The sequence below is a fragment of the Serratia marcescens subsp. marcescens ATCC 13880 genome (genome assembly GCF_017299535.1).
In the GTDB taxonomy this organism is placed as follows: Bacteria; Pseudomonadota; Gammaproteobacteria; order Enterobacterales; family Enterobacteriaceae; genus Serratia; species Serratia marcescens.
Genome location: NZ_CP071239.1, coordinates 1 through 25,223 on the forward strand (window position 1 = coordinate 1; position 25,223 = coordinate 25,223).

The following is a 25,223-nucleotide window of genomic DNA, read 5'->3' on the forward strand; positions in this document are numbered from 1 at the left end:
GTGCAGGGGAACGTGCATAGTCAAAATGCCGCACAGGTAAATCCTGTAAAATCAACCATTTCACGCCGTGGTGCCAATAATGCGCTGCGGCGCGGGCAACAAAAAATTCATCGTCGCTACACCCCAAACCTGTGCTGCCGGGTGCCGAAAGGCATGGCGAGCAAGGTGGTGGCGCGCATGAGCAGCCACGACTGGCGGCGTAATGATGACCTGATCGGTCTGCGCCGGCAGGGTTATATCCCTTATACCCAACGCAACAACCCGGACTACCGTCCCAAACCGATGCGCATTGCTGCGCGTTCGGAGAGCCGTGAAGCGCTGACGGTGCTCTCGATGGTGCTGGGCGCCAACTGCGACTACAACCCGGACAGCGACTACCCGTTCGAGATCATGCTGCCGTTCGAGGACGTGGCCAAAGCGATGGGGGTGCTGCACGTCTACGAAAGCGGCCGCAAGGCGTATGACGTGGCGTTGCATGCGCTGTCGGTGCTCGAGCAGCTGGACTATCTCATCGTGTCGCGCGGGCAGGATACCGACACCGGCCAGAACAAGCCGCTGCGTATCTGGTTGACAGAGAACTTCTTCACCAGCCGCGGCATCCAGGTGGACGAAATTCGCCAGTGGCTGAACCAGTACCGTCTGTGGGCCATCAAGAACGGGCTGACGGAAAGCCTGCGCAAGAAATACGAGCGCCACCTGGTGCGCATTGCGCATCTGGGGATCGACATCGAGCGCAAGCACTCGCTGAAGAACCGACTGAAAAAGATCCGGCGCTGGGTGGTGAGTCCCGATCTGCAAAACCTCAAGCGCAACGCGGAGCAGGTGATTGACAACGAACTGGCCAGGCGGCAGCAGGACGCGCAGCGGCTGGATACGCTGCTGGACGACACCGCCGCCGGCATCAAAAAGCTGGCCGCCGCCCGGCGCCAGAAGCAGAACGGCTTTTATCAGGCCTGGGTGCAGTGGACGATGGGCCGCTCGCCGCTGAAGGCGATGCAGCTGGAGAATACGCTCAAACGTGAACAGCCCGGACTGCTGAACAGCGATCCGGAGGCGTTCTACCGGCTGCTGCTGGAGCGTGCCGGCGCTATCCCCGCCTAATTTCCTCCCACATACAGAATTTTTCCCCTGTCTGATCCGCGGGGGTTTTGTGCTGCTTGTTTCTCGCCGCTGATGCCAGGTTGGCCATTCGGCCGACTTGTTTCGGCTGATGCCGGCGTGATTTTTACGGCCGCCGACGTCGATCCGGGGCATTGCTGACATCGATCGGCAACGAATAAACTCTTAACTTCGACATTAACTTCGTAGGCAGTATTAACTTCGAAATACCACTCGGAGAAATGCTTAATTTCGAAGGTTGTTTCTGAACAAACTAAGCCCTTTAAATAAAGGGAGTCACTCAGCGCACCGGCTTACGCCGTTGCTGTTGAGTACCTCCCTCACTTCGTTCGGGCAAAAACAGAACCCCGCTCAACTCCCTTCCTCTCTTAACAAAAACCTGATGTAGCACCTGCAGTCACGACTGCAGGCAAAAGACCCTCTCCCCAGGCCGGAACTGCCGAAATTTCCCAACCAATGAAATTCGCCAACCTTAGCCCCACAAAGCCCCTCACCACCGCTGAAAAGCGGCCCCGCCCCGGCCCAAAGGGCCGGAACAGTGTCGCTTTTAATGATGGATGTTGTAACTAGGAGTTGAGTCGCTTTGAGTAGCATCGCTGTAAGTTCTATCGTACACGCCCGTAAGCGGCCCTCACGGCCCGCTAACGCGGAGATACGCCCCGACTGCGGCTACGCCTTGCCGTGACCACTCCGACGGCGCACACAAAGATATACATGGCATTTAGCGGGACTGGTCTTGCAGGGCGAGGGATGGGATAGGCGATACCTATCAGGCCTGGGCGGCTTTGCCGCGTCTCCGGCGACCCTGACCTGATGGCGTTCTCATGCAGCTCAGCTGTCGCCTCCATGCGCTGACGCGCATTCACTTCAGACGCACAGCTGGGACATCCTGCAGCCGTGTAGTCCAGGCCGGCGACAGCCGCTGTCGTTTCATCTTCCAGCCGTCGGCCCGATCGGGAATACCCTGTCCGGCAAACCACACAGGCGCCCGGCCGTCCTGATTGAGGCTGTCGAGCAACTGCATCAGCCGATCGCTGTTTTTGCGCGGCGGCGCGTCGTCAAACAGGCCGAACTGCGCCACACGTTCGCTGGTGAAATCGCCCAGCATCACGCCGCAACGGTGATAGCGGTGGCCGGCGATGAAGATCCGCTCGAGCGCCCGCCGGGCGGCCTGAATGATGTCACGGCTGTCCTGGGTGGGCGTTGCTAGTCGGGTGGTCGCCTGGTTGCCGTAATAGGTCTCGCCGGCGGCAAACGGACTGGTGGCCACGAACACCGAGATGTGCCGGCAGAACTGCCGCTCGCCACGCAGCTTTTGTGCCGCGCGCTCGGCATGTGCGCAGACTGCCTGACTGACGCTGTCCAGCTCGGTGGGCTTGTCGCCGAACGAGCGGGAGCAGACGATTTGCTCCTTCGGCGCCGCAAATTCCTCCAGGCCCAGGCAGGCGATGCCGTTCAGCTCCCGCACCGTGCGCTCGAGCACCACCGAGAACTGACGGCGCGCCGCGGCCGCCGGCATGTCGGCCAGCTGCAGCGCGGTGCTGATCCCCATCGTCGCCAGCCGGCGGGCAATCCGCCTGCCAACGCCCCACACTTCCTCTACCGGCACGTGCGCCATCAGGCGTCGCTGGCGCGCCGGAGCGCTCAGGTCGACCACGCCGCCGGTCTTGTGCCAGGTCTTGGCGGCGTAGTTGGCCAGTTTGGCCAGCGTTTTGGTCGGCGCGATCCCGACGCCGACCGTCAGGTGGGTGCGGCGCTGCACCTCTTCACGCAGCCGCCGACCGAGCGACTCCAGTTGCGCTGCCGGGATACCGGTCAGATCACAGAAACATTCATCGATTGAATATACTTCCAGTCGCGGCGTCAGCTGACCAAGGATGGCCATCACCCGATGCGACATGTCGGCGTACAACGCGTAATTACTTGAAAATGCTATGCATCCTAGCTTTTCAGCTTGCGCTTTGACCTTAAACCAGGGCTCCCCCATCTTGATACCGCAGGCTTTCGCCTCGCGGCTGCGCGCGACGACACAGCCGTCATTATTGGACAGCACCACCACCGGCCGCCCGCGCAGGTCGGGGCGAAAGACGGTTTCGCAGGAGGCGTAGAAACTGTTGACGTCAACCAGGGCAAACATGGCGGGGTTCTCCGGGCTTTGCGGAATGAGCAGATGGCGATAACCAGGGTCGGGTTACAGCGTGTGAATGGCGTGGCGCACCACGCCGAAGATCACGGTCTCGATGTCATCACCGAGAGGGATGGGCGCAAAGGCCGGATTGGCCGGCAACAGCATCGGCCGGGGCAGCAGCTGCAGGCGCTTGCAGGTGAACTCGCCGTCGACGGTGGCGATGACGATGTCGCCGTGCTGCGCCCGGTAGAAACATTCCACGACCAGCAGGTCGCCGTCGAGGATACCGGCGTCCTGCATCGACTGCCCCTCGGCGCGCACCAGGTAGGTGCTCTCCGGGTGGCGGATGCAGATGTCGTCCAGCGACAGGCGCTGCTCGAGGTAGTCCTGCGCCGGCGACGGAAACCCGCAGGGCACGCCGGTGTCATAGAAGCGTACCGGCATCACACGGCCTCCGGCGCGCTCTGCCAGGCATCGTCATCCGGGGGCGTGTCCGCGTCGACTGAATCCGCAGCCGGCAGCGCGGCCTGCAGGTAGTGCGTGCGCAGCTGCGCGGTCAATGTGGCCACCACGTCGGGACGGTCGCGCAGCCAGCCGGTGGCCTTCTCGCGCCCCTGCCCGATTTTCTCCCCCTGATACTCATACCAGGCGCCGGTCTTGAGGATATATTTGGCGTCGACGGCCAGATCCAGCACTTCGCCCTCGCGGAAGATACCGACGCCGAACAGCAGCCGGAACTGCGCCTGGCGGAACGGCGGCGAGACCTTGTTCTTGACCACTTTCACCTTGGTATCCCGCCCGATGATGGTCTCCCCTTCCTTGACGTTGCCGGCGCCGCGCACGTCGAGACGCACCGAGGCATAGAACTTGAGGGCGTTGCCGCCGGCGGTGGTTTCGGGGTTGCCGAACATCACGCCGATCTTCATGCGCAGCTGGTTGATGAAGATCACCACCGTGCGGGTGGTGTTGATGCTGCCCTTCAGCTTGCGCATCGCCTGGCTCATCATGCGGGCCTGCAGACCCATCTGGGCGTCGCCGATCTCCCCTTCCAGCTCGTTTTTCGGCACCAGGGCGGCGACGGAATCGACCACCACCACACCGACGGCGCCGGAGCGCACTAGGGCGTCACAGATTTCCAGCGCCTGCTCACCGGTGTCGGGCTGGGAGATGAGGAGTTCGCCGATATCGACGCCCAGCTGCTGCGCGTAACGCGGGTCGAGCGCGTGCTCGGCATCGATAAAGGCGCATTGCAGCCCGGCTCGTTGGGCACAGGCAATGACCGACAGGGCGACAGTGGTCTTGCCGGACGACTCGGGGCCGTAGATTTCGGTGATGCGGCCGACCGGCAGGCCGCCGCCTAGCGCGATGTCGAGGCCGAGCGAGCCGGTCGGGATACGCTCAACAGCCATGCCATGGTTGTCACCCAGGCGCATGATGGCGCCCTTGCCGAACGCCTTCTCGATGGCGGTGATGGCGCTTTGCAGCGCTTTGGCGCGACTTTCCTGTGTGCCGGCCGTGTCCTGCGATGTGCGAGTGAGTGATGCGTTGCTCATTTCATGTTCTCCTCTGGTCGGGAATCGAATGCGTTATTATAATGATACTGTATGTATAACCAGTATAATATAAATCTGAGGGGGAATGACAAGCGATAGGGCGCGATTTTCAGCTATAGAGGAACAACTCGCTCATTTTGAAGTGGATTTTTTTCTGTCTCTCACTTGTTGCGGTTTAGCACGATTTCAGAGGGGCTGATCGTTATCTGCCATGTAGCCCGAGAGACACAAGATATTGTGTCTAAAGCAGCTGAATGAGGTACTAAATGTTGTGTTTCCAGGCGTGATCGTCACTTGCTACTGGCGTCATTGTTTGCCAAATTGCATTGCAATAATATGACAAAATGACATGTTTTAGGGGCTGTGATGACTGGATTTGAGCTGAAACTATGGCGAACGGGACTGGGATGGACACAGGAACGGGCGTCAAAGGAGTTTGGGATTTCGATGCGTACCTACATCCGCTATGAGCATGCTGATCCGCCGAGGGCAATTGAGTTGGCCATCCAGGCCCTGTCTCTGGCGGCGCTGTTACCGGAGATTGATGCTCTTCCTGCAGAAACGTTACGACAACGCGTCAGGATGCTGGCGGTTGACATCCAATCCGGCTAATACAACCAGCGTCCGGCTTTGGCCGACTCGACCAGCATTCTGATGGTCAGCGGTTTTAGGGGCTGTTCGGGCACCTTTGAACCGAAAAACTCTGGGGCAAAATAGTGGGTGAATTCCATGCCAGCCGGATCGACATGCCATATGGACAGGTAGGTGTTGATCGCATCGTCACCGTCATCCCAACCAATCTTGAGATCTTCCCGCAAGCGTGTGTCCAGGGTTACCTGTTCTTTCGGGCCCCAGAAGACATACTTCCGCGGGCTGAAATTTTCGTAGTAATAATCAATGATCTCTTGCTCTATTTGTGCGGGCGTCTTCATCATCAAAAATAGGTCCACTGAATTCTGTCTGCCGGACGGGCGATGAGGTTGAAACGGTCTTTCACATCGCGGCCGATCGCGTAAATGGTCCAGGCCGACAGGGCATACCCCAGCCAGGGAACATTGCGGCCGATAAATTTTCCCCAGTTATTCACGTAGCTGATGTGCAGGCGCTGTGGGGTTTCACCCACCAGTGTCGGTAAACGGATACCTTTCGGCAAAGGCTTGTCCAGGTATTTCCGTGACAGTCGCGAGGCGATTGACGTGCCTGGTGTAGCGGTCCCCGGCTTTTGGCGCGTGGGAAGCCAGGGTTGCCCTGATGCGAGCAGGACGGCATCGGCAATGCTGATCCCCAGATGTTCACGGAGCGCATCGACGGTGATAAGCCACCACAGCTGCTGGGGCGTCAACTGGGTATATCCTTTGTAGAAATACGTACCGTTTAATTCCTCAACCGTATCCATAGGTTATCCTTTACCGTAGGGGATGTCAGGTTGGCGCGTTGCTGTGCTCGCCTGGCTCCAGTGTTACCGTTTGATATGTCGGCTTGCTGTCTGCAAGGCGGGCCAGCAGTCCATACTCTGCCATGACCTGAATGAACGTATCGACATCGCCGACAATGCGAAAAGAGACCGGCTGCAGGTGATGGCCATCCTGAGAGAAGGCGGCATTGAGCGCCGTTTTTTCGACGTAAAAACCGTTGTGCTGGGACGGTGTGAGGGTGGTTTCCGACCGCCACTCGCGGGCATCCATCACATAGTTGTCCCAGTCCCGATCTTTCAGGGTTTCGGAGGCGTAGGTGAGCCGGAACAGGTCGGACTGAGCGGCCAGGTTGCCGCTGCAGGAGCGAAAGAGATAGTCAAGATGCTGGCGCAGTTTACCAGCCGGGCCGTGTTTACGGCCACGGTCGAGTAACCACCGGATGTCTATCGCCACGCTCCTGGGGAAGCGTTTTTGCTTCTGGGCTGTGGCTAGCCAGCGGATCAGGAACAGGTTTTCGGCATAGGGTGTGCCGGCTATACCGTCCTGGCGAGCCAGCCCCAGCGCCGCCAGGGCGCAGAACGCCAGATGGCTGAGCGCTGAGGTGGTGTTTTCCGGGGATACGGATGCGGTTTTATCTGTCAATGGCTACCCTGCCCGTCGACGTTGGGATTAGTGGCGAATTTGGGCCAGGTCGTCAGCGGTCAGCCCGGTCATTTTCATCACCGAATCGCGATCGAGGCCGTTGGCCAGCATGGTCCGGGCAACTTCGAGTTTGCCTTCAAGCATCCCTTCCTGACGCCCTTTTTCTTCACCTAACAGCATACCTTTCTGCAAGCCGCGTTGTTCGCCCTCAAGGCGGAGTTTTTCTGCAATCGTCATCAGAGTATCCTCATGTTCCGGCACCCGTGATGCCAGGGTTGATAATAGTTCGCCCGGGTTGCGGGTTTCACCAACCTGCAGCATGTAATTCATCAGTGACGTCAGCTGCTCATTGGTAGTGTAACCGGCCAAAAGCAGTGTGACCAGTTGTTCCAGCAGCTCGGCCAGGTCGCGTTGACGGACATGTTTTTGCAGCAATTCCAGGATGGCCACGCGACGGTGCTGCATGATTTGGTCGTCAGGAATAACCGTGACGTCGACCAGCGGGAATTCACCACTATACAGCTGGCCGGCCAGCTCCGGATCACTGAATGCCTGCAGCCAGCTCATCGGATATGGGTATGGTGTGACTTGCCCATGATAGAACAGGATTGGGATAACCAGCGGCAGTTGCTCGTTGCCGGCGGCAAGGTGGCGTTGCATGGCGGCAATCGCATACCGCATTAAACGGAAGGCCATCTGTTTGTCGGGGGAGCTCTGGTGTTCTATCAGCGCGTAAATGTAGCCGTCACCCTGCCCGGCCTTCAGCGAATAGAGCACGTCAGAGTAATAGGCGCGTAGATCATCTTCAACGAACGAGCCGGATTCCAGTCGCAGAGTATTCAGATCGCACGCCTGGCGCAATGCCGGTGGCAAATGCACCTCCAGAAAATCTCGGGCTGTTTCCGGGTGTGTCAGAAACTGTTTGAACAGCGCATCATGTGCAGTTGGGGTCGTTTTCATGATGGTATCCTATCATGTTCCGGTGAAAGCTCACTATTTGGCATAAAAACCGCGCTCTCTGTCGAAAACGATTAATTTGGGTGGCCAGCCTTAATGATGCCTGGGTAAAGTTTATCAATGCTGACGTAATACTCGCCTCTTTCTGCCGCGATGCGTATTTTCCTTTCAAGCATGTCAATCAAGCTGATATTATTCAACAGCATGTGATATAAATCATAGCCTGTTACACAGATAACGCTTTTTGAATTTCCCCAGGCATTCAATGCGTCAGGTGAAAAGCCTTGCCAACTGATAAAAACCCCGCGAGTCCAGGTTGCTTTTTGCGTTAGTTTCCCCTGAAAGACATGCAGGTCGAGGGCTGAGGTTTTTTGATTGTGCCACTTTGCTTCAATAAGGTAGGTTTCATTGTGTAAGTTGAAGCTCCCGTCAATTTGCTCACCGGTAATCCTAAATCCAGCATTGGGCGACAGGCGGAATGCGGAAAAGAGTTCGTTAAGCCATCCTTCAAATCGGTATCCCCGTTGCTGAGGGGGCATTGATTTCATGGTTTCCAATTCATTAAGAAAATAACCTACATCAATGGACTGAATGACAGAAATGGTTGGCGGTATTATTCCTTGAGCAGAGACTATGTCGGTATTATTTATTCTCTCAACAAGTTGAGCATATAAGATTTCATCCCGCGCCGTGACAGGATCTGTTGTCATTAATTTACGATAAACCCACAGCTTATCGATGACTTTTAACACTGTATCGCGGTCGGTCTTTTTGATAAAGCACCGTAATCTTTTTGCTTTTGAATCGCCCTCATCAAGATATATTTCGTTATCAATATCAATGGAAAGTTCTTCTTCAAAAAACTCCCGCATCGTTCTATTTGAAAAGTCCAATACATAACCGGAGGCGCTTTTAAATATTTCATCGAACAGTTTAATGTCCTGCTGGGTAAATTTCATATGTTGTGAGCGGCCTTATGCGTTTATCTTATCTATCCATCCCACCATTTTATCGTGCTTTCGACAAAGTTCCAAAGCTGTTGCGGTTTGCTTCTGTTTCAGTGATTGGGCATTACCGGTAGACTCCCCAACCGCCCTGCCCGGCCGCCCCCTGGCTGATTTTCCCTTGTGTCACAGCGGATTAGGGACGGTGTTTGCGTTACGCCTGTCATGTCGGCGCCAACCGGCGTCATTGATGATTGTGTTTTTTACGCACATTACGTTTTTTCCCCAATATTTATGCGATGCTGTCCTGACCGATCACCGATTTATTCGGCTTCACGGCGCCGGGGCTGACACGGCACAATAGTGCATTGAGCGCCAACCCGGCGATCGCCGAGGGTGTCAAAGCGCGATCGCGGCCTTTGAAGGCCGAAAAGTGCACAGAGTGCGGAGAATGAAAAATTGAGTATCATCCCCCTCGAGATGGGACAGATTTCACGTAGCGCGATCAGTCTGCCTGGCGGCTTCGCGCGCGCCGTGCGGCTGCGCGAAATGGCCTTGGCCGCCTCACTGGATGTGCCCCGCTACCTGCTGGCGCCCGAAATTGCGGTGCTGCTCGACTACCTGCCCGATCTGCGCCAGCGCATGCTGATCGAAACCCTGTGGAACACCGGCGCGCGCATCAATGAAGCCCTGGCGCTGACGCCGGGGGATGTGTTCTTCAACGGCGATCTGCCGTTTGTCCGGCTGCGCACGTTGAAGCAACGCGCGCCCCGGCCGCGCCGCCGGCCGACCAAGGAAGAGCAGCAGCGACGGGAGGCTCCGTTCCGGGCTGTGCCGCTGCCGGATGCGGGGTATGTGCGCCGGCTGCAGGGCTATTTTGCGACATTCAAGTTGCTGACACGCCGGGCGACGCCGATGTGGGATGTGGCCAGCCAGGAGACGCCGCGTAACTGGTTGCGGGCGGCGGTTCGCCGTGCCGCCCAGGATGGCGTGACTTTTTCGGTGCGCCCCATCACCCCGCACACGTTCCGCCACAGCTATGCGATGCATCTGCTGATGAACGATGTGCACGTCAAACAGGTCCAGGCGCTGATGGGCCACAAGCGCCTGGAAAATACCGAAATTTATACCCGGATCTTCGCCCTGGATGTCACGCCGGATCTGGCTTTCTCCCTGCCCGTTGATGAAGCGCGGGAGCTGCTGGCGCTCCCTTATCTAAGATAACTATCTGGTTTTACAATTAATCGCAAATACGATTTTACGGAAAAGCGTATTTGATGATTTCAGTATTGACCTTGCCCGCGCTTATGCATACACTGCAATTGAATCGTAATTGTTAGTTTGCAGAAATACGGTTTTACTGAAAATCGTAATAACTCATACCAGGAGTACCTGATGATTATCTCTGTACTGAACCAGAAAGGGGGAGTTGGCAAAACCACTCTCAGCGTCAATATTGCTGCCCGTCTGGCGGCGGATGGTGCCCGCGTATTGCTGCTTGATGCCGATCCTCAGGGTAGCGCCCTGGATTGGGCGGCAGCACGGGAAGATGAGTCCGCTTTCCCGGTGCTGGGGTTGCCGCGCGCCACGCTGCACAAGGATATCGGCAAATTCACCCAGGATTATGACCACATCATCATTGATGGCCCACCCCGCGTCACGGATCTGGCCCGTTCCGCCATTATGGCGGCAGACCTGGTGGTGATCCCTGTTCAGCCCAGTCCGTATGACGTGTGGGCGGCACAGGAAGTGGTCACATTGATCCAGGAAGCCAAGATTTATAAAGAAAACCTTAAATCTGTATTTGCGGTTAATCGTAAAATCGTAAATACTGCGATAGGCCGCGATGTGGGCGAGGCGCTGTCGACGTATGAAACGCCGGTGCTGAAGGCCACGGTTTCACAGCGCGTGATTTTCGCTGAGGCCGCTGCGGTCGGTAAAGCCGTCTTCGAGCTAGAGCCGGATTCGGCGGCGTCAAAAGAGATCGGCGCCCTGGTTAACGAAATTTTGGAGCAATAAGTATGAGTGGGAAAAAAGTGACTTTCGGTGCCAAGCCAACCAAACCTGCACCCAGTGCGGATGCCTGGGTGGAAAGTCGCGCTGTCGAAGAAGCACCACTGCAGCCGGTCGAGAAAATGAAGCGACTCACGATTGATATCCCGGAGAGCCTGCATAAGGCCATCAAGTCTGCCTGTGCCCTGAGGGGCACCAAGATCGCCGATGAGGTGCGCGAGCTGTTATATGATAAATACGGAAAAGAGTAATTCTGTATTTACTGTTTTACGATTATGCGATTTTAAGATTAAACGCTTTTGCGTTTATGGTGAGACGGTAGGGCAGGCAGGTTACGACTCATCATTGCTGTCGAGCCGTAACTCCCTGCGTACCGTTTGAAAGCTATCATTACGATTATCTGTATTTAATGAAAATCATATTTCTTTAAATACAGAAATCAGTAACGACTATGCCACTCGTGGGCGCTCCTCGCGCAAATCAATGTGCAGGCCCATCATGGCCATTGTGAGCCTCACCTGGACGGCGCTGGTGACGGCAACCAGGTTGGATAATTCGAGTTTTTGGCGTGCCTTCTGCATGTGAGGCGTTGTGCAGAACTGCGTCGTCGGTGATAACGCTCACTTCTACTTGTACTTTGCATATTTGGCGTAATTTGGGCGTCCGGGCGCGCTGTCGTGCTGCGCATGGCGCCGTCGAGCCGTCGCCACCCTTCGGGCGTCCACGGTTAGGAAACTCAATCGACCTTTATTGGGTTTCCTAACCATGAACAGTGGCAAGGAAGAACCCCATATGGTGCGGACTGTCGCAGAGTAATGCTGAAAAATGCCTGTTTTGATATTATTTTAATCTAAAACCTGATTTTCAGGCGCACTTATCCAAAGCTGGGCCCTGAAGCCATCGCTTTTTCGCCATCCGCTGCAGCCTGTCAGAGAGCATTTTTGTCGCGTGCTCGCCCGCCACGGCGCCGGCAAAACGCAGCCGGCCTTTGCAGAGGATACACTGGTACGGATCGGTGCCCAGGAAGCCCTTCATCAGCACTGCGAAACCGGGCCGCTTTGGTTTTTCCCGTACCGTCATCGCCAGGGCGTCGTAGACCTTCGGCAGTAGTGAGCCCCGCTTGCGGTTGGCCAGGAAGCCGTAGTAGCGCACCATCTTAAAATGCCGGGCCGGGATATGACTGACGTAGCGCTGCAGCATCTCCTCCTGGCTGATTTTCTGGCGTTTGTGCTGCTGCGTGCGGTGATCGTAATACTGATGGACCACGGCCCCGCCGCGGTAATGCCGGAGCTGTGAAGCCGCCACTGGCGGACGTTTCAGGTACCGGCCCAGGTATTTCACGCTGCGCCAGGCGCCGCGGGTCTTTTTGGCAAAGTGAACTTTCCAGGAACGGCGATACTGGGCATGCAGGTAGCGGTGCCACCGGTCTTCATTACGGATATGGCCGAGACCCGGCAGGGCGCCGGGGTTGATTTGCGCGTAGTTGTCGCGCAGCAGGTAAACCACGGCGTTGCGCCAGATTTGCTCTACCTCTTTCTTTTTAAAGAAGAGCTGCCGCCAGGTGCTGTGTTTGATGTCGAGACCGCCGCGGGTGACAGACACGTGGATATGCGGATGCTGATTGAGTTGCCGGCCGTAGGTGTGGAGCGCGCAGAAGATACCGACCTCGATGGTTAGGAAACTCAATCGACCTTTTTTTAGTTTCCTAACCATGGACGGGGGCAATGAGGATCACCATGTGGTGCGACCTGTCGTGTGGTAATAGGTATAAATGACAGTTTTGCCGTGTTTTTACGCTAAAACTCTTTTTTCAGGCACACTTATCCAGAGCCGGGGTCTGAAGCCATCGTTTTTTGGCCATCCGGTGCAGCCTGTCAGAGAGCATTTTTGTCGCGTGCTCGCCCGCCATGGCGCCGGCAAAACGCAGTCGGCCCTTGCACAGGATGCACTGATACGGATCGGTTCCCAGGAAGCCTTTCATCAGCACCGCGAACCCGGGACGTTTCGGTTTTTCCCGTACCGTCATTTCCAGCGCATTGTAGACCTTCGGCAGCAGTGAGCCTCGCTTGCGGTTGGCCAGAAAACCGTAGTACCGCACCATTTTAAAATGCCGCGCCGGAATATGGCTGACGTAACGCTGCAGCATCTCCTCCTGGCTGATTTTCTGCCGTTTGTGCTGCTGCGTGCGGTGATCGTAATACTGATGCACCACGGCACCGCCGCGGTAGTGGCGCAGCTGTGAGGCCGCCACCGGCGGGCGCTTCAGATAACGGCCCAGGTATTTCACGCTGCGCCAGGCGCCGCGGGTCTTTTTGGCAAAGTGCACTTTCCAGCAACGCCGGTATTGTGCATGCAGGTAGTGGTACCACCGATCTTCGTTACGGATATGGCCCAGGCCCGGCAGGGCGCCGGGATTGATGCGGGCGTAGTTGTCCCGCAGCAGATAGACGACGGCATTGCGCCAGATGGCTTCCACTTCTTTCTTTTTAAAGAACAAATTACGCCAAGTGTTGTGTTTGACATCAAGTCCGCCGCGGGTAACGGAAACGTGGATGTGCGGGTGCTGATTGAGCTGCCGGCCGTAGGTATGGAGCGCACAGAAGATACCGACTTCGATCCCCTGTTGACGTGCCCAGCGGAGCATGGCACGCGTGGCGCAGCGAAACAGGTCGTTCAGCAGCGGCCAGTTGTTGTTGAAGAACGGCCACAGCAGGTGCGGCATGGTGAAGGTGATATGTTGCCAGTCGCAGTCGGGCAGGATGTGCTGCTGTTCGGCAGTCCATTGCTCAGTGGCCTTGAGGCCACAGCTGCTGCAGGCTTTGGATTTGCAGCTTTGGCAGAAGAAGCGGGCGTGGGTGCAGCCCGGCGAGGCGCAGCAGTAGCGGCGTACGCCCATGGCACAGGTGCCGCAGGCAAGCATGCGCTCGACGGCGAGTTTGGTCCAGTCGCTGAGGGCGTCACCGTGTTTGTCGAGATAGCGGCTCCAGCCTTCGTCATGCTGGAACAGCAGCTTTGCGGGGCGCGGAATATACATGGGGCAGAGTCTACAGGGCATTATCGGGCAGGAAAAGGGCGTCGGCGCCAGCCGGCTCACGTCGCAGACTTGCTCATTTTATGCGGGTGTTAACGCGGCAGGGGCATGCTCCCCCTGCGATCGATAGGGCTGTCAGACAGCGTCGGCGTTGAGGTGAAGCTGGATCTTAAAGACGGTTGAGGCAGCTGCGCTGCCGTGCTCGTCCCGCAGGGGCGCTACGTTCATGTGTTGTGGAAACAGGCAGTTACTATAGCCTAGGTAATTAAGGGACACAGCCTAATGTTAAGGCGAACGGTGCTAAGCACCGTTTTAAATAGCCTTTGCAGAGCCTACCAGAATATGGTGCTGATTTATTAGCCCTGATTTCTGGGGATCTCTCAGCCCGCAGGGGCACTAAATTCGTGGCAGGTGTACCAGTAATATTCCGCCGGCACTTGATGGTTCGTTATAACATAACAAAAAAACATTGACTTTATGGCCTACCCGTTTGTAGATTCCATATCGTAACATTTGTTTTCTTATTAAATTGTTTAGCAACCAAGGAGAGTATGATGAAAGAATTATCACAAGTTGAAGTTAAGATGGTTTCAGGGGGGAGTATGGGTGCTTTACTTAAACTTCTCGGCGGACTCATTAGTACCACGGTGACTAAAAACGCTGGAGCTGTCGCAAAATATGGAGCTGGCATCGTTAAAAAAGCTGGCGAAGGGGTGGCAATTGGTGCTGGTGCTACAGCAACAAATGAGTTGATTAAAAACCAAATAAACGGAAACAAAAAACCTTAAATGGTTAATTTATTAACCGTTATATGTCTGCCATTGTTTTAAATGGCAACGTTAATAACACTCGAGCTAGCACTATCGCTATCTGCCACGTCCTGAATTAGGGAAGTAAGGTCAGTGCCGCTAAATTTAAATAGTGCTTCGTCGGGGATATTGATATAAAATAGTAAACGAACCACCTACCTAGTAAGGTGGTTTTTCCCTCCCCTAAGGAATAAACGGTGTTTCGTCAAGAAGCGGTCGATAACCATAAATTGAAATGGCGTGGCCGGGCATTGCTATTGCCTGGTATTCCCTTTTGGCTCACGGCAGGGCTCTGCCTGTTTTTTCTCATTGCTTTTCTCACTTTCGTGATCGCAGGTACCTATACCCGGCGGGTCAACGTAACCGGTGAGATCAGCACCTATCCCCGGGCCGCCAATGTCTATTCCTCCGTTCAGGGGGTAGTGGTCAAACAATTTGTCACCGAAGGGCAGGTGATCGCCGCCGGAGCGCCAATTTACCAGATTGACGTCAGCAAAAGTACCCGCAGCGGGGTGGTCAGCGATAACCAGCAACGGGATATCGATGACCAGCTGGCGCGCATTGCGCAAATCATCAGCCGACTGGAAAGCAGCAAGCAGGCCACGCTCACCATGCTGGAAAAACAGAAGGTGCAATATACCGCCGCGCTCACCCGCTCCACCGACATCCTCCGACGCGCCCAGGAAGGGATACGCATCATGAAGGATAACATGGAGAACTACCGGCACTATCAGACCAAGGGGCTGATCAACAAGGATCAGCTTACCAACCAGGTGGCGCTGTACTACCAGCAGCAGAACAACCTGCTGAGCCTGTCCGGACAGAACGAACAGAATGCGCTGCAGATCACCGCACTGGAAAGCCAGATCCATACCCAGGCGGCCGAATTTGATAACCAGATCTACCAGATGGAGTTGCAGCGCTACGAACTGCAAAAGGAGCGACTCAACATCGATGCCGGCGGGGCGATCATCGTTCGCGCGCTGGCAGGCGGCCGCATCGACTCGCTGAGCGTCACGGTTGGCCAGATGGTCAACGTGGGTGACAGTCTGCTGCAGGTGATCCCCCACGACATCGATCACTACGCCCTGGTGCTGTGGGTGCCCAACGACGCCATCCCCTACATAGCGACCGGTGACAAGGTCAATGTGCGTTATGACGCCTTTCCGGCGGAAAAATTCGGCCAGTTTGCCGGTACGGTGTCCGTCATCTCCAAAGCCCCGGCCTCACCACAGGAAATGCAGACCTATCAGGGGGCGCCCAAAGCCGCGCTGTCTGCCACCGTGCCGTACTACAAGGTCATCGTCAGACCAGAGAAACAGGCCATTGCCTACGACGGTAAACATCTGAGCCTGGAAAACGGCATGAAAGCGCAAAGCACCCTGTTTCTGGAAAAAAGGAAGATTTATCAATGGATGCTGTCACCGTTCTACGACATGAAGCACAGTGCAACGGGGCCGGTCAATGAATAAGCTCTCGTTCAAACAATTGGTTAGCCAGTTGGCTCTGCGGCTGCGCCACCGGGTTCCTATGGTGCACCAGACCGAGTCGTCGGAATGCGGACTGGCCTGTCTGGCGATGATCTGCGGTTATTTCGGCAAAAACATCGACCTGATCGCACTGCGCCGGCAGTTCAACCTGTCAACCCGCGGTGCAACGCTGGTTGGACTGACCGGCATCGCCGAGCAATTGGGGTTGAGCACCCGTCCTCTGTCTCTGGATCTGGACGAACTCGGTGCGCTAAAACTGCCCTGCATTCTGCACTGGGAATTCAACCATTTCGTGGTGCTGGTCAGCGTCAACGGTCACCGCGCGGTGCTGCATGATCCGGCGCGCGGGCGCCGGGCCGTCAGCCTGACGGAACTGTCGCACAGTTTCACCGGCGTAGCGCTAGAGGTCTGGCCCGGCAGCACCTTCATCGCCGACAGCGTCCGCCATCAATTCAGCCTTCGTTCGCTGATCGGCAGTGTACACGGTCTCAAGGGGGCGCTCGGTAAGATCTTTTGCCTGTCTTTGGTGTTCGAAATCATCAACCTGGTGATGCCCATCGGCACGCAGCTGGTGATGGATCACGCTATTCCCGCCGGGGATCGTGGGTTACTGACGCTCATCTGCGTTGGGCTGATGCTGTTCATCCTGTTGCGTGCCGCCATTGGCATGGTGCGCGCCTGGTCCGGACTGGTCATGTCGACGCTCATCAACGTGCAGTGGCAGTCCGGCCTGTTTACCCACCTGTTGCGCCTGCCGCTTGGTTACTTTGAACGGCGCAAGCTAGGTGACATTCAGTCTCGCTTCGGTTCACTGGATACGCTGCGCAGCACCTTCACCACCAGTATCGTCGGCGCCATCATGGATGGCATCATGGTGATTGGTGTACTGGTGATGATGGTGCTGTATGGTGGCTGGCTGAGCGGGGTGGTGGTCGCCTTCACCGGGCTCTACGTGCTGATGCGCCTGCTGACCTATGGGTATTATCGCCAGTTGTCTGAAGAAGCGCTGGTGAGAAATGCCCGCGCCGGTTCCTATTTTATGGAGACGCTGTACGGTATTGCCACGGTCAAGATGCAGGGCATGGCGGAACGCCGCATCGCCCACTGGCTCAACCTGGAAATCGACAGCATCAATACCGATATCCGGATCACCAAAATGGATATGTTGTTTGGCGGGATAAACACCTTCGTGGCAACCTGTGACCAGGTTGTCATACTGTGGCTGGGGGCCAGCCTGGTGATCGACAATCAGATGACCCTCGGCATGTTCGTTGCGTTCGGCGCCTTTCGGGGACAGTTTTCTGACCGTATTGGGTCGCTGACGGAATTTTTGTTGCAGCTGCGCATGATGAGCCTGCATAACGAACGTATTGCCGATATCGCCCTGCACCCACGAGAAAACCGTAAACCCGACCTTCCCTACGCGGGGGGAATGCACCCCGCGGGGCTGTCTACCCACGCCCTGAGCTACCGGTACGATAGTCAGTCACCGGCAGTCTTCGATGCCCTGAACATCAACATTGCGCCAGGCGAGTGCGTGGCCATCGTCGGCCCGTCCGGCACTGGCAAGACCACGTTGATGAAGGTGCTGTGCGGGCTGTTTCCCCCAAATTCAGGGCAGGTTGAGGTGAACGGCATCGATATCCGGCAGCTCGGCATCAACAACTACCACAAGATGATCGCCTGCGTGATGCAGGACGACAAGTTGTTCTCCGGCTCGATTCGGGAAAATATCTGCGGATTCACAGATGAGTTGGATGACGCCTGGATGGAAGCCTGTGCCCGAACCAGCTATCTGCATGAGGTGATCATGGGCATGCCGATGGGGTACGAAACCCTGATTGGTGAGCTGGGGGAAGGATTATCCGGCGGGCAGAAGCAACGCTTGTTCATTGCCCGGGCCATTTACAAGAGGCCGGCGATTTTGTTCCTGGACGAGGCGACCAGTGCGCTGGACAAGGAGAGTGAAACGAGGGTGAATCAGGCGATTAAGGCACTCAGTATTACGCGGGTGATCATTGCCCATCGAGAATCAACCATTGCGTCGGCAGATCGGGTGATTAACCTAGACGACAGCAGGTGTCAGCGCCAGTGATATAAGGTAAACTGTACTAGGCTGTGTCCCTTATGTTTGAGCGCCCTGAAAACATCAGTGAGTTGGGTGGAGTGGCAACTCATACGGATGCCGCCTGGCAAAAACAGCATAATGGGATCGTTGACCATCTGCGACGGATTTCCAGCAGGTAAGTCCGTGGAAATATGTACCGGAAGCAATCCTGACTCATTTTTCCTGCGTTCGTATTTTGCGACCACCTGCGGCCATTCGCGCATCGCAGTAAAGGCAATATGATGTAGTTCGGCATATTGCTGCCGGGTAAGTCCACTGGAGCGCCAGGCGGCGACATGGTGTTTTTTATCTTCAATAGTCCATCGTTTTTTCGTAAGCGTCACATTTGAACCGTATTGACGCTTAGAGTGAGGTGAGATCGACTTTCCAGGGCAACAGATCGCGCACTCGATTCGCCGGCCAGTCCTGGATATGTCCGATGACGTAGCGCAGCCACGCCTCCGGCTCTACGCCGTTGAGTTTGCACGTGCCGATCAGCGAGTACAGGAGCGCAGCACACTCTCCGCCTGCATCTGACCCGGCGAACAGCCAGTTTTTTCGCCCCAGCGCGACTCCGCGCAGGGCGTTCTCCGCGATATTGTTGTCGATTTCCGCCCAGCCGTTCTCGCAGTAGAGATTCAACGCATTCCACTGCTTCAACGTAAGCGTCACGTTTGAACCGTAAGCGCCCTGTGTAGGACGTAGCGTAAGGATTATTTTACGGTTGTGAGGTTCCAGGGCAGCAGTTCGTGCACCCGGTTCGATGGCCAGTCGCTGATTTTGCCGAGTACATCGCGCAACCAGCCCTCTGGCTCCACGCCATTCAGCTTGCAGGTGCCTAGCAGACTGTAGATGATCGCCGCAGCTTCACCGCCTTTGTTCGAGCCCGCGAACAACCAGTTTTTTCGCCCCAACGCCACGCACCGCAACGCGTTTTCAGCGATGTTGTTGTCGATTTCGACCCAACCGTCTCCGCAGAACACGTTCAGCGCACCCCACTGCTTCAGCATGTAGCCGAACGCCTTCGCCATTTCTGCGTGTATAGACAGCGTTTTCATCTGTTCCTGGATCCACTCGTACAGCGACTGCATCAGCGGCCGGCTCTTTTCTTTCCTGACCGCCAGCCGACTTTCCGCCGGGCTGCCCCGGATATCGGCCTCAATGGCATACAGCTCCGCTATTCGTCTGAGCGCCTCGGTCGTCAGCGCCGTTGGGCGCCGGGCATGCTCGTCGTGGATTTTTCTTCGCGCGTGCGCCAGGCACGCCGCTTCCGTTACTCGACCGGTTTCATACAGCGCGTCATAACCGCCATACGCATCCGCCTGCAGTACGCCACGGTATTCCGCTAGGTGCCCTTGAGGATGTGCACCCTTGCGGTCTGGCGAGTAGGCGAACCACACCGCCGGTGGCATCGATGCCCCGGCGTTTCGGTCATCCCGCACGTAGACCCATAACCGGGCGGTGCGTGTTTTGCCATTGCCCGGTGCCTGTACCGGCACCGTCGTATCGTCAGTATGCACCTTGCCCGCCGACAGGATGTACCGGTTCAGCGCATCGGCCAGCGGACTCAGTTTTTCCGCCAGTGCCTGCACCCAACGCACCATCGTGTTACGGCTCAGCTCAAGGCCGTGCCGCGCGTAGATTTCGCTCTGACGATACAGCGGCGTATGCTCAACGTATTTACTCACCAGGATACGCGCCAGCAGCCCCGGGCTGGCATAACTGCGGTCCAGCGGCTTCGCCGGCAAGGGGGCCTGCACGATGGCATCGCACTTCCGGCAGGCCAGCTTCGGCCGCACCGTTTCGATGACCCTGAAGGCATTGTTGATGATATCCAACTGATCGCTGACCGTTTCACCCAGCGCCGCCAATTCGCCGGCGCAGACCGGGCAGACCTTTTCCGCCGGTTCGATACGCACGGTCTCACGTGGTAACGTCGGCGGCAGCGGCTTGCGCGATGAAGGGCGCGGTGTGACCGGTTTTTCTGCCGACCCTTCTGGAACAACGCCTGTTTCAGCAGACTCCGCCGTTACCGCTGCTACGGCCTCCAGCCCCCCCTTGGCGGTATGCAGCCGGCCTTCCATTTCGTCCAACCGTTTTTCGGCCTCGCGGATTTTTTTCTCGAGCTTGTTGCGCAGTTTTTCCGAGCTTTGGCCGAACAGCATCCGTTTGAGTTTATCGAGCTGGCTCTTCAGGCGTTCGATTTCCCGCTCATAGCCGGCTACCTGCCCTTCATAGCGGCACATCTGAGCCTGGAGCTGCTTTAGCAACACCTGCTGCTGGTGCACCATGGTTTTCAGCGCGTCAATGTCGTCGGGGATTTCGGTTTTCATCTCTCAACATTACAACAGGTTATACGCGCAGGCCAGACGGATATACGCGCTGAGGGTGTTTCCAGTTGAGGCCTTCGAGCAACATGGCCAACTGCGCTGGCGTCAGGTGGATTTTGCCGTCGCTGACGGAGGGCCAGACGAAGTGACCGCGCTCCAGGCGCTTGACGAACAGGCAAAGGTGTAGTGGTTCACAAAATCAGGACACCTTCGTAGCCTCTTTCCATTGTTTTTCGTACTCGCAGGGGGATAACCCTCCGTTATATTTATGTGGCCTAATCTGGTTGTACCAGGTTTGTAGCCAGCTCTGAATATCCTGCGAGGCATGATGCAGATCTTTATACGCTGTGCTCGGTATCCATTCACTTTTCAGACTTCGGAACACCCTTTCCATCGGTGAGTTATCCAGGCAGTTTCCTCGGCGACTCATGCTTTGCATTACCCCACTTCGCCATAATAACTGTCTGTATTGTTTGCTTTTATACTGACAGCCCTGGTCTGAATGAAAGAGCAGTCGCCCATGACGCCGCCGTGTCTCCAGGGCATTACGCATCGCGCGACAGGCTAGATTCGCATCCGGTGATAACGAGAGTGCCGAGCCCACCACGCGGCGTGAATAAAGATCGACGACCAACGCAAGGTAACACCAACCGCCATGGAGGCGGATATAGCTGATGTCTCCACACCATACCTGGTTCGGTGAGGCCGGCATAAATCGCCTTTTCAGCAGGTTTGGCGAGGCGACTGCTTCTTCTCGGGCTCCACGATACCGGTGCTTCCCCGGTTGGCGACTGAGTAAACCACATTCCTGCATCAGTTTTCTGGCCAACCAGCGCCCAATGGCATAACCCTTCCTGCGCATCAGCAAACTTAACGTCCTGCTGCCGGCGGACCCGCGGCTAAGCTGATGTAACGCCCGGATCTGTGCTCGCAGTTCCAGGCGTTCGGCATCAACACGTTGGTACCGCGATGCGTAATAAACGCTGCGCGGCATCTTCAACAGACGGCATAATTCTGCTACAGGCCATTTCATTTTTAGCCGTGTGATCAGCGCACAGATTTGACGGGGATTTCGCTCATCAACACGGCTGCCTGCTTTAAAATCTCTTTCTCCATCTCCAGACGGCGAACCTGTTTCTCCAGCTCCTGGATGCGACGCTGGTCTGGTGTCACTGCCACGCCGGCAGGCGTAACCCCCTGGAGCTCGGCTTCATACTGACGGATCCATTTACGAAGCTGGCTGGGATCCAAATCCAGGGCTAGAGCGACATCAACAGCACGCTGTTGGTATTTAGTCACCTGCTCGATGGCTTCCAGCTTGAACTCAGGAGAAAAACGGCGTTTGGTTTGTTTACGTTGGGTCATTACTCGCTTACCTCAATTTTCTGTCGTTACATTAACAGGCTATTGAGGTGTCCGAAATTGCTGAACCACTACAGATAGCGGTGCTCGGGCTTTCTCAGCTTACGAGCATGGCGGTGGCCAAAGACTTCGGCACCTGGGGCGATCTGTACCCTGTTACCGAGCCGGACATGCTGCAGACCATTCACGAAAGGCTGACCGAATTGCAGCGCAGCGGCCGTTGGGATGAGGAAATGACTGCGTTCAAAGAGCGTACCGTGAAGCACAGCCAGCGGCCTGAGCCGGTCGCCGGCATCGGAAAAACCGAGCGCTATGCCGAACGCTTCTTCGACCCGAGCGTGCAGCTCTCTTCTGACCTGAAAGACGACAAGGGGCGCGTGTTTGCCCGCAAGGGCGACGTTATCAACCCGCTGGCCACCGTACCGTTCGCGCAGACGCTGTATTTCATCGACGGCGACGATCCGCAGCAGGTTGCCTGGATGAAGGCGCAGCAGCCGGAGACCCTGATGGTGAAGGTCATTCTGGTCAACGGCGACATTCCCAAGACCTCTGCCGCGCTCGACAGCCGTATCTACTTCGATCAGGGCGGGGCGCTGTCGCGCCGGTTCGGGCTGACGACGGTGCCGGCGCGCATCACGGCGGCGCCGAGCGGCCTGCGGCTGCGTATCGAATCCATTCCTGCCGCCGGCAGCGCGAACTGAAGGGGAACAGTATGTTTGTGACACGTAAACGTTTTATTGCGACCGAGAATCAGCTGCAGAGCTGTCGCCAATTGCTGGCCGCGCGCCACGGCGAGTTGATGGCCATCCGCAAGGCGGCGTCGGCAAACGGTGGGATCTACAAATGCATTCTTGAGTGCCGTGAGGTAGCCCACGAGCTGCGTAAACAGCTGCCTGCCGATCAGGACGGTCACTGCCCTTATTTGTTCGACAAGCTGGCGCTTATCGACAGTCTGCTGGGCACCCTGGCTGCGTTATTACCGCCGCAGGATGAGGCACGTCCCACCGCTCGGATGGTTGCCGCCGGTGATGTGCAAGAGATTTACCGGGGAACGCAGTGGGCGACGCATTGCCAGGAGCGTCGCGCATGACCCGGTGCTGGCTCTCGGCGTTGCTGGTCGTGGCAGGCCTGTTTTCGGCACCGTCACAGGCGGCGGATGCGGCCTGTCAGGGGCGCTTTGTTAACCCGATCACCGATATCTGCTGGCGCTGCATCTTCCCGCTCTCGATTGGGAGCATTCCGGTCGGGAAAGGGGATTTGCCGGATACCAGCAATCCGGGCAGCCCTATCCAGTTCTGCCCCATGCCGCCGCCGATTTTTCAGCGTATCGGTATGGCAATGGGGTACTGGGAGCCGATGGCCATGACTGACGTGACCCGTTCGCCGGGCTGCATGGTCAATCTGGGCGGCTTCAGTATCAATCTCGGCAAGATTGGCACCGGCACGGGTGGCAGCAGTGGCAAAGGGGACGTGACCACCGCGTTCTATCACGTCCACTGGTACAAGTACCCGCTGACCTACTGGCTGAACATCATCACCTCCGCGGGCTGCCTGCAGGGTGGGGACATGGATATCGCCTACCTGTCGGAAATCGATCCGACCTGGGTCGACAGCAGCCTGACCACCATTCTCAACCCGGAAGCCGTGGTCTTTGCCAACCCGCTGGCGCAGGGCGCCTGCGCGGCCGATGCCATTGCCAGCGGCTTCCATCTGTCGATCGACGCGCTGTTCTGGTGCGCCGGCAGTCAGGGGTCGATGTACCCGTTCAACGGCTGGGTGGCCAAGGAAATCAGCCCGCTGCAGTCGTCGGTGCTGGTCTCGGAAAAGATGGCGTTCAAACTGCACCGCCAGGGGCAAATCATGGAGTCCATCGGCAAAGACCGCGCGGTCTGCTTCGAATACCCGTCGCCGATCATGCCGAAAGAGCGGTGGCGTTATCAGATGGTGAACATGTACCCGGACAGCGCCCGCTGTCACCCGATGGGGCGCAGCGTGATGCGCTGGGAGGTGGGCCACAACTCACCGGCCAGCAAGAAGAACTTCGGCTACGTCATGTGGCGCAAGCGCAACTGCGTTTTTTTATAGGGAATTGCCCATGTTTTCTAAACGTATTTCATTTTTCTATCCACTGAGTTGGGTCGTATTTCTGGGGTTGGGGGCGGTTTCGTTGAGAACCGGCTCTCAAGAGCAGACCTTTTTGAATTGGCCTTTATGGCTTGGTTTATGCGTGTTAGGGACGTTGATCATTGTTTTATGGGTGGTGGTTTTCGAACCGAATGACACGTCATCTGGTCCTTATGCCTCTGGCCTGGTCTGCTTCGTTGCCTGGGTGTTGTGGTTTGTAATTTCGCTATTCGGAATAGTGGTGCAAGGGGTTGATTTCTGGCCATCAATGGAGGCGTTGTTATTGCTTAATGCGCTGACTGTGGGCCTCGCTTCGATTTTCTTCCTGGGTTTCTTGATGGCTGAGGGGGGAGTGTGACGGTGATCAGCAGCATTAAAGGTAACGCCATGAATAGATTGAACAGCTTAGCCCTGGCGCTGACGCTTTCGGCGTTATATGTGGCAGGGAGTTGGGCTGCAGACAGCGCTGCGCCTGCCAGCGAGGTGACGATTGCGCAGCAGCAGGCGGCAGCCCAGGTGGACAGCAACCGGGCGTGGCTGCGCGAGCAGGAAAAGCGCTCGGCTGACCTGCACCAAAACACCCCGGTGCCGGAGTTCCTGCGCAATCAGCCGCCGCGTTCGCTGTCCCAGGACGACCAGTCCTTTATTAACCAACTGGCGGCAAAGCAGCGCCAGGACGCCGCCGAGCAACCGGCCGAAGGGGCGCTGTACTTCGTGTCCTTCGCTATTCCCGAGGAGGGCATGCGCCGCATGCTGCAGGAAGCGCGTCGCTTCGGCATTCCGGCCACGTTGCGCGGCATGGTGAATGGCGACATGCGCGAAACGGTGCAGCGGGTGCAAAAACTGGTGGAGGCCGGCGGTATCGACGGTGTGCAAATCGACCCGCAGCCGTATACCCAGTTCGGCATCACCGCCGTGCCGGCGCTGGTCGTGCGCTGTGCGGCCGGCTTCGATGTGGTGCGCGGCAACCTGCTGATGGCACAGGCGCTGAAGAAGGTTGCCAAAGACGGCGACTGCGCCGGCGCGGCTCAGGCATTACTGGATAAGGCAGGTGTGAAATGAGCGGCAGCGTGAATATGGACATGTTTGGCACGCCCCTACAGAAGTTGTTTTCACTGATGCAACTGACCCTGGTTATCGCGGGGCTCATGGGGCTCGTACTGCTGTTATGGCTGCTATTCAGGGCGTTAATGCCGAAA

Annotated in this window: 26 protein-coding genes and 2 pseudogenes; 13 read left to right on the forward strand and 15 right to left on the reverse strand. The window is 56.8% G+C overall.

Annotated elements, in window-relative coordinates:
* The first annotated feature begins 12 nt into the window (after positions 1-12).
* Entirely contained in the window at positions 13-1,101 is a 1,089-nt protein-coding gene (locus J0F90_RS24440; RefSeq protein ID WP_227944659.1) for a Replication protein, read from the forward strand.
* A gap of 880 nt (positions 1,102-1,981) precedes the next feature.
* On the opposite strand, the gene umuC is transcribed toward J0F90_RS24440, so the two are convergent.
* From umuC to recA, 3 genes are read right to left on the reverse strand one after another with little or no spacing between them, the layout of a single operon-like run.
* The gene (umuC, locus tag J0F90_RS24445; RefSeq protein WP_014072579.1) at positions 1,982-3,256 is read right to left on the reverse strand and encodes a translesion error-prone DNA polymerase V subunit UmuC; all 1,275 of its coding nucleotides are present in this window, start codon (positions 3,254-3,256) and stop codon (positions 1,982-1,984) included.
* 54 nt (positions 3,257-3,310) lie between these two features.
* Positions 3,311-3,691 (reverse strand): translesion error-prone DNA polymerase V autoproteolytic subunit, encoded by a 381-nt coding sequence (umuD, locus tag J0F90_RS24450; RefSeq protein ID WP_042706893.1) that lies wholly within the window; start codon positions 3,689-3,691, stop codon positions 3,311-3,313.
* Complete coding sequence (gene recA / locus J0F90_RS24455; protein WP_014072577.1) at positions 3,691-4,800, reverse strand: recombinase RecA; 1,110 nt, start codon at positions 4,798-4,800, stop codon at positions 3,691-3,693. Before recA ends, umuD begins: the two co-directional genes overlap by 1 nt.
* A gap of 447 nt (positions 4,801-5,247) precedes the next feature.
* Between recA and J0F90_RS24460 the strand changes: the two genes are divergently transcribed.
* On the forward strand, positions 5,248-5,412 hold the full coding sequence (locus J0F90_RS24460) for a hypothetical protein (RefSeq protein WP_227944658.1): 165 nt from the start codon (positions 5,248-5,250) through the stop codon (positions 5,410-5,412).
* Here the strand turns inward: J0F90_RS24460 and J0F90_RS24465 are convergent.
* From J0F90_RS24465 to J0F90_RS24485, 5 genes are all read right to left on the reverse strand, one after another.
* Positions 5,409-5,735, reverse strand: a complete 327-nt coding sequence (locus J0F90_RS24465; RefSeq protein WP_014072576.1) for a DUF1493 family protein — start codon at positions 5,733-5,735, stop codon at positions 5,409-5,411. The two genes, J0F90_RS24460 and J0F90_RS24465, sit on opposite strands and share 4 nt — an antisense overlap.
* A complete protein-coding gene (locus J0F90_RS24470; RefSeq protein WP_033641517.1) occupies positions 5,735-6,196 on the reverse strand; it encodes an STM2901 family protein in 462 nt (153 codons plus the stop codon). The genes J0F90_RS24465 and J0F90_RS24470 overlap by 1 nt, the downstream gene beginning before the upstream one ends.
* A 25-nt stretch (positions 6,197-6,221) precedes the next feature.
* On the reverse strand, positions 6,222-6,857 hold the full coding sequence (locus J0F90_RS24475) for a DUF2913 family protein (RefSeq protein ID WP_014072575.1): 636 nt from the start codon (positions 6,855-6,857) through the stop codon (positions 6,222-6,224).
* Positions 6,858-6,884: 27 nt separating this feature from the next.
* Positions 6,885-7,817 carry an Rpn family recombination-promoting nuclease/putative transposase gene (locus J0F90_RS24480; protein WP_014072574.1) on the reverse strand — a complete coding sequence of 311 codons (933 nt, stop codon included), beginning with the start codon at positions 7,815-7,817 and terminating at the stop codon, positions 6,885-6,887.
* 71 nt (positions 7,818-7,888) lie between these two features.
* A complete protein-coding gene (locus J0F90_RS24485) occupies positions 7,889-8,773 on the reverse strand; it encodes a restriction endonuclease (protein WP_014072573.1) in 885 nt (294 codons plus the stop codon).
* Positions 8,774-9,217: 444 nt separating this feature from the next.
* Here J0F90_RS24485 and J0F90_RS24490 point away from each other — a divergent pair, with 444 nt between their 5' ends.
* From J0F90_RS24490 to J0F90_RS24500, 3 genes are all read left to right on the forward strand, one after another.
* Positions 9,218-9,982, forward strand: a complete 765-nt coding sequence (locus J0F90_RS24490) for a tyrosine-type recombinase/integrase (RefSeq protein ID WP_227944657.1) — start codon at positions 9,218-9,220, stop codon at positions 9,980-9,982.
* Between the two features lie 171 nt (positions 9,983-10,153).
* Positions 10,154-10,777: a ParA family partition ATPase gene (parA, locus tag J0F90_RS24495; protein ID WP_033641516.1), complete on the forward strand. Its 624-nt coding sequence runs from the start codon at positions 10,154-10,156 to the stop codon at positions 10,775-10,777.
* 2 nt (positions 10,778-10,779) lie between these two features.
* Entirely contained in the window at positions 10,780-11,022 is a 243-nt protein-coding gene (locus tag J0F90_RS24500) for a plasmid partition protein ParG (protein ID WP_033641514.1), read from the forward strand.
* A 613-nt stretch (positions 11,023-11,635) separates the two neighbouring features.
* Here J0F90_RS24500 and J0F90_RS24505 read toward each other — a convergent pair.
* Together J0F90_RS24505 and J0F90_RS24510 are read right to left on the reverse strand one after the other, a co-directional pair.
* Positions 11,636-12,448 (reverse strand): annotated as a pseudogene (locus tag J0F90_RS24505) (IS91 family transposase); the annotation flags it as partial.
* Positions 12,449-12,581: 133 nt separating this feature from the next.
* Entirely contained in the window at positions 12,582-13,805 is a 1,224-nt protein-coding gene (locus J0F90_RS24510; protein ID WP_014072569.1) for an IS91 family transposase, read from the reverse strand.
* A 548-nt stretch (positions 13,806-14,353) separates the two neighbouring features.
* Here J0F90_RS24510 and J0F90_RS24515 point away from each other — a divergent pair.
* The 3 genes from J0F90_RS24515 to J0F90_RS24525 all read left to right on the forward strand — a co-directional run bounded on the left by J0F90_RS24515 (position 14,354) and on the right by J0F90_RS24525 (position 18,196).
* Entirely contained in the window at positions 14,354-14,590 is a 237-nt protein-coding gene (locus J0F90_RS24515; protein ID WP_126186633.1) for a hypothetical protein, read from the forward strand.
* A 218-nt stretch (positions 14,591-14,808) separates the two neighbouring features.
* Entirely contained in the window at positions 14,809-16,083 is a 1,275-nt protein-coding gene (locus J0F90_RS24520) for an HlyD family secretion protein (RefSeq protein WP_014072568.1), read from the forward strand.
* Positions 16,076-18,196, forward strand: coding sequence for a peptidase domain-containing ABC transporter (locus J0F90_RS24525; RefSeq protein WP_033641511.1), 2,121 nt, complete (start codon positions 16,076-16,078; stop codon positions 18,194-18,196). The genes J0F90_RS24520 and J0F90_RS24525 overlap by 8 nt, the downstream gene beginning before the upstream one ends.
* On the opposite strand, the gene tnpA is transcribed toward J0F90_RS24525, so the two are convergent.
* The 5 genes and pseudogenes from tnpA to J0F90_RS24550 form a co-directional block, all read right to left on the reverse strand.
* Positions 18,184-18,552: an IS66 family insertion sequence element accessory protein TnpA gene (gene tnpA / locus J0F90_RS24530; RefSeq protein ID WP_072009626.1), complete on the reverse strand. Its 369-nt coding sequence runs from the start codon at positions 18,550-18,552 to the stop codon at positions 18,184-18,186. The two genes, J0F90_RS24525 and tnpA, sit on opposite strands and share 13 nt — an antisense overlap.
* Before the next feature lie 19 nt (positions 18,553-18,571).
* Complete coding sequence (locus tag J0F90_RS24535; protein ID WP_327280565.1) at positions 18,572-19,012, reverse strand: transposase domain-containing protein; 441 nt, start codon at positions 19,010-19,012, stop codon at positions 18,572-18,574.
* Positions 18,922-20,541 (reverse strand): IS66 family transposase, encoded by a 1,620-nt coding sequence (gene tnpC / locus J0F90_RS24540; protein WP_014072597.1) that lies wholly within the window; start codon positions 20,539-20,541, stop codon positions 18,922-18,924. Before tnpC ends, J0F90_RS24535 begins: the two co-directional genes overlap by 91 nt.
* A 19-nt stretch (positions 20,542-20,560) precedes the next feature.
* A pseudogene (gene tnpB / locus J0F90_RS24545) lies at positions 20,561-20,719 on the reverse strand (IS66 family insertion sequence element accessory protein TnpB); the annotation flags it as partial.
* 18 nt (positions 20,720-20,737) lie between these two features.
* Positions 20,738-21,903 (reverse strand): IS3 family transposase gene (locus J0F90_RS24550; RefSeq protein WP_103086435.1). Its coding sequence is split into 2 segments (ribosomal slippage): positions 20,738-21,639 and positions 21,639-21,903, totalling 1,167 coding nucleotides; the frame shifts between segments, so codons are not numbered across the junction.
* 74 nt (positions 21,904-21,977) lie between these two features.
* On the opposite strand from J0F90_RS24550, the gene traW reads away from it, so the two are divergent.
* Genes traW through trbC form a run of 5 tightly spaced genes read left to right on the forward strand, consistent with a single transcriptional unit; the run spans position 21,978 to position 25,086 of the window.
* Positions 21,978-22,601 (forward strand): type-F conjugative transfer system protein TraW, encoded by a 624-nt coding sequence (gene traW, locus J0F90_RS24555; RefSeq protein WP_033646075.1) that lies wholly within the window; start codon positions 21,978-21,980, stop codon positions 22,599-22,601.
* Between the two features lie 11 nt (positions 22,602-22,612).
* Positions 22,613-22,990 carry a hypothetical protein gene (locus tag J0F90_RS24560; RefSeq protein WP_033641528.1) on the forward strand — a complete coding sequence of 126 codons (378 nt, stop codon included), beginning with the start codon at positions 22,613-22,615 and terminating at the stop codon, positions 22,988-22,990.
* The gene (traU, locus tag J0F90_RS24565) at positions 22,987-23,985 is read left to right on the forward strand and encodes a conjugal transfer pilus assembly protein TraU (protein ID WP_014072593.1); all 999 of its coding nucleotides are present in this window, start codon (positions 22,987-22,989) and stop codon (positions 23,983-23,985) included. Before J0F90_RS24560 ends, traU begins: the two co-directional genes overlap by 4 nt.
* Positions 23,986-23,995: 10 nt before the next feature.
* Positions 23,996-24,382 (forward strand): hypothetical protein, encoded by a 387-nt coding sequence (locus J0F90_RS24570; RefSeq protein ID WP_033641527.1) that lies wholly within the window; start codon positions 23,996-23,998, stop codon positions 24,380-24,382.
* Between the two features lie 29 nt (positions 24,383-24,411).
* A complete protein-coding gene (gene trbC / locus J0F90_RS24575) occupies positions 24,412-25,086 on the forward strand; it encodes a type-F conjugative transfer system pilin assembly protein TrbC (protein ID WP_080286891.1) in 675 nt (224 codons plus the stop codon).
* The last annotated feature ends 137 nt before the right edge of the window (positions 25,087-25,223 follow it).

Bases quoted from the DNA above. Each gene is read 5' to 3' on its own strand.
- parA (WP_033641516.1), top strand. From the start codon at position 10,154: ATGATTATCTCTGTACTGAACCAGAAAGGGGGAGTTGGCAAAACCACT.
- J0F90_RS24570 (WP_033641527.1), top strand. From the start codon at position 23,996: ATGTTTTCTAAACGTATTTCATTTTTCTATCCACTGAGTTGGGTCGTA.
- J0F90_RS24485 (WP_014072573.1), bottom strand. From the start codon at position 8,773: ATGAAATTTACCCAGCAGGACATTAAACTGTTCGATGAAATATTTAAA.
- J0F90_RS24525 (WP_033641511.1), top strand. From the start codon at position 16,076: ATGAATAAGCTCTCGTTCAAACAATTGGTTAGCCAGTTGGCTCTGCGG.
- J0F90_RS24480 (WP_014072574.1), bottom strand. From the start codon at position 7,817: ATGAAAACGACCCCAACTGCACATGATGCGCTGTTCAAACAGTTTCTG.
- J0F90_RS24500 (WP_033641514.1), top strand. From the start codon at position 10,780: ATGAGTGGGAAAAAAGTGACTTTCGGTGCCAAGCCAACCAAACCTGCA.
- J0F90_RS24465 (WP_014072576.1), bottom strand. From the start codon at position 5,735: ATGATGAAGACGCCCGCACAAATAGAGCAAGAGATCATTGATTATTAC.
- J0F90_RS24510 (WP_014072569.1), bottom strand. From the start codon at position 13,805: ATGTATATTCCGCGCCCCGCAAAGCTGCTGTTCCAGCATGACGAAGGC.
- J0F90_RS24460 (WP_227944658.1), top strand. From the start codon at position 5,248: ATGCGTACCTACATCCGCTATGAGCATGCTGATCCGCCGAGGGCAATT.
- umuC (WP_014072579.1), bottom strand. From the start codon at position 3,256: ATGTTTGCCCTGGTTGACGTCAACAGTTTCTACGCCTCCTGCGAAACC.
- J0F90_RS24515 (WP_126186633.1), top strand. From the start codon at position 14,354: ATGATGAAAGAATTATCACAAGTTGAAGTTAAGATGGTTTCAGGGGGG.
- recA (WP_014072577.1), bottom strand. From the start codon at position 4,800: ATGAGCAACGCATCACTCACTCGCACATCGCAGGACACGGCCGGCACA.
- trbC (WP_080286891.1), top strand. From the start codon at position 24,412: ATGAATAGATTGAACAGCTTAGCCCTGGCGCTGACGCTTTCGGCGTTA.
- tnpC (WP_014072597.1), bottom strand. From the start codon at position 20,541: ATGAAAACCGAAATCCCCGACGACATTGACGCGCTGAAAACCATGGTG.
- traU (WP_014072593.1), top strand. From the start codon at position 22,987: ATGACCCGGTGCTGGCTCTCGGCGTTGCTGGTCGTGGCAGGCCTGTTT.
- J0F90_RS24470 (WP_033641517.1), bottom strand. From the start codon at position 6,196: ATGGATACGGTTGAGGAATTAAACGGTACGTATTTCTACAAAGGATAT.
- J0F90_RS24560 (WP_033641528.1), top strand. From the start codon at position 22,613: ATGTTTGTGACACGTAAACGTTTTATTGCGACCGAGAATCAGCTGCAG.
- umuD (WP_042706893.1), bottom strand. From the start codon at position 3,691: ATGCCGGTACGCTTCTATGACACCGGCGTGCCCTGCGGGTTTCCGTCG.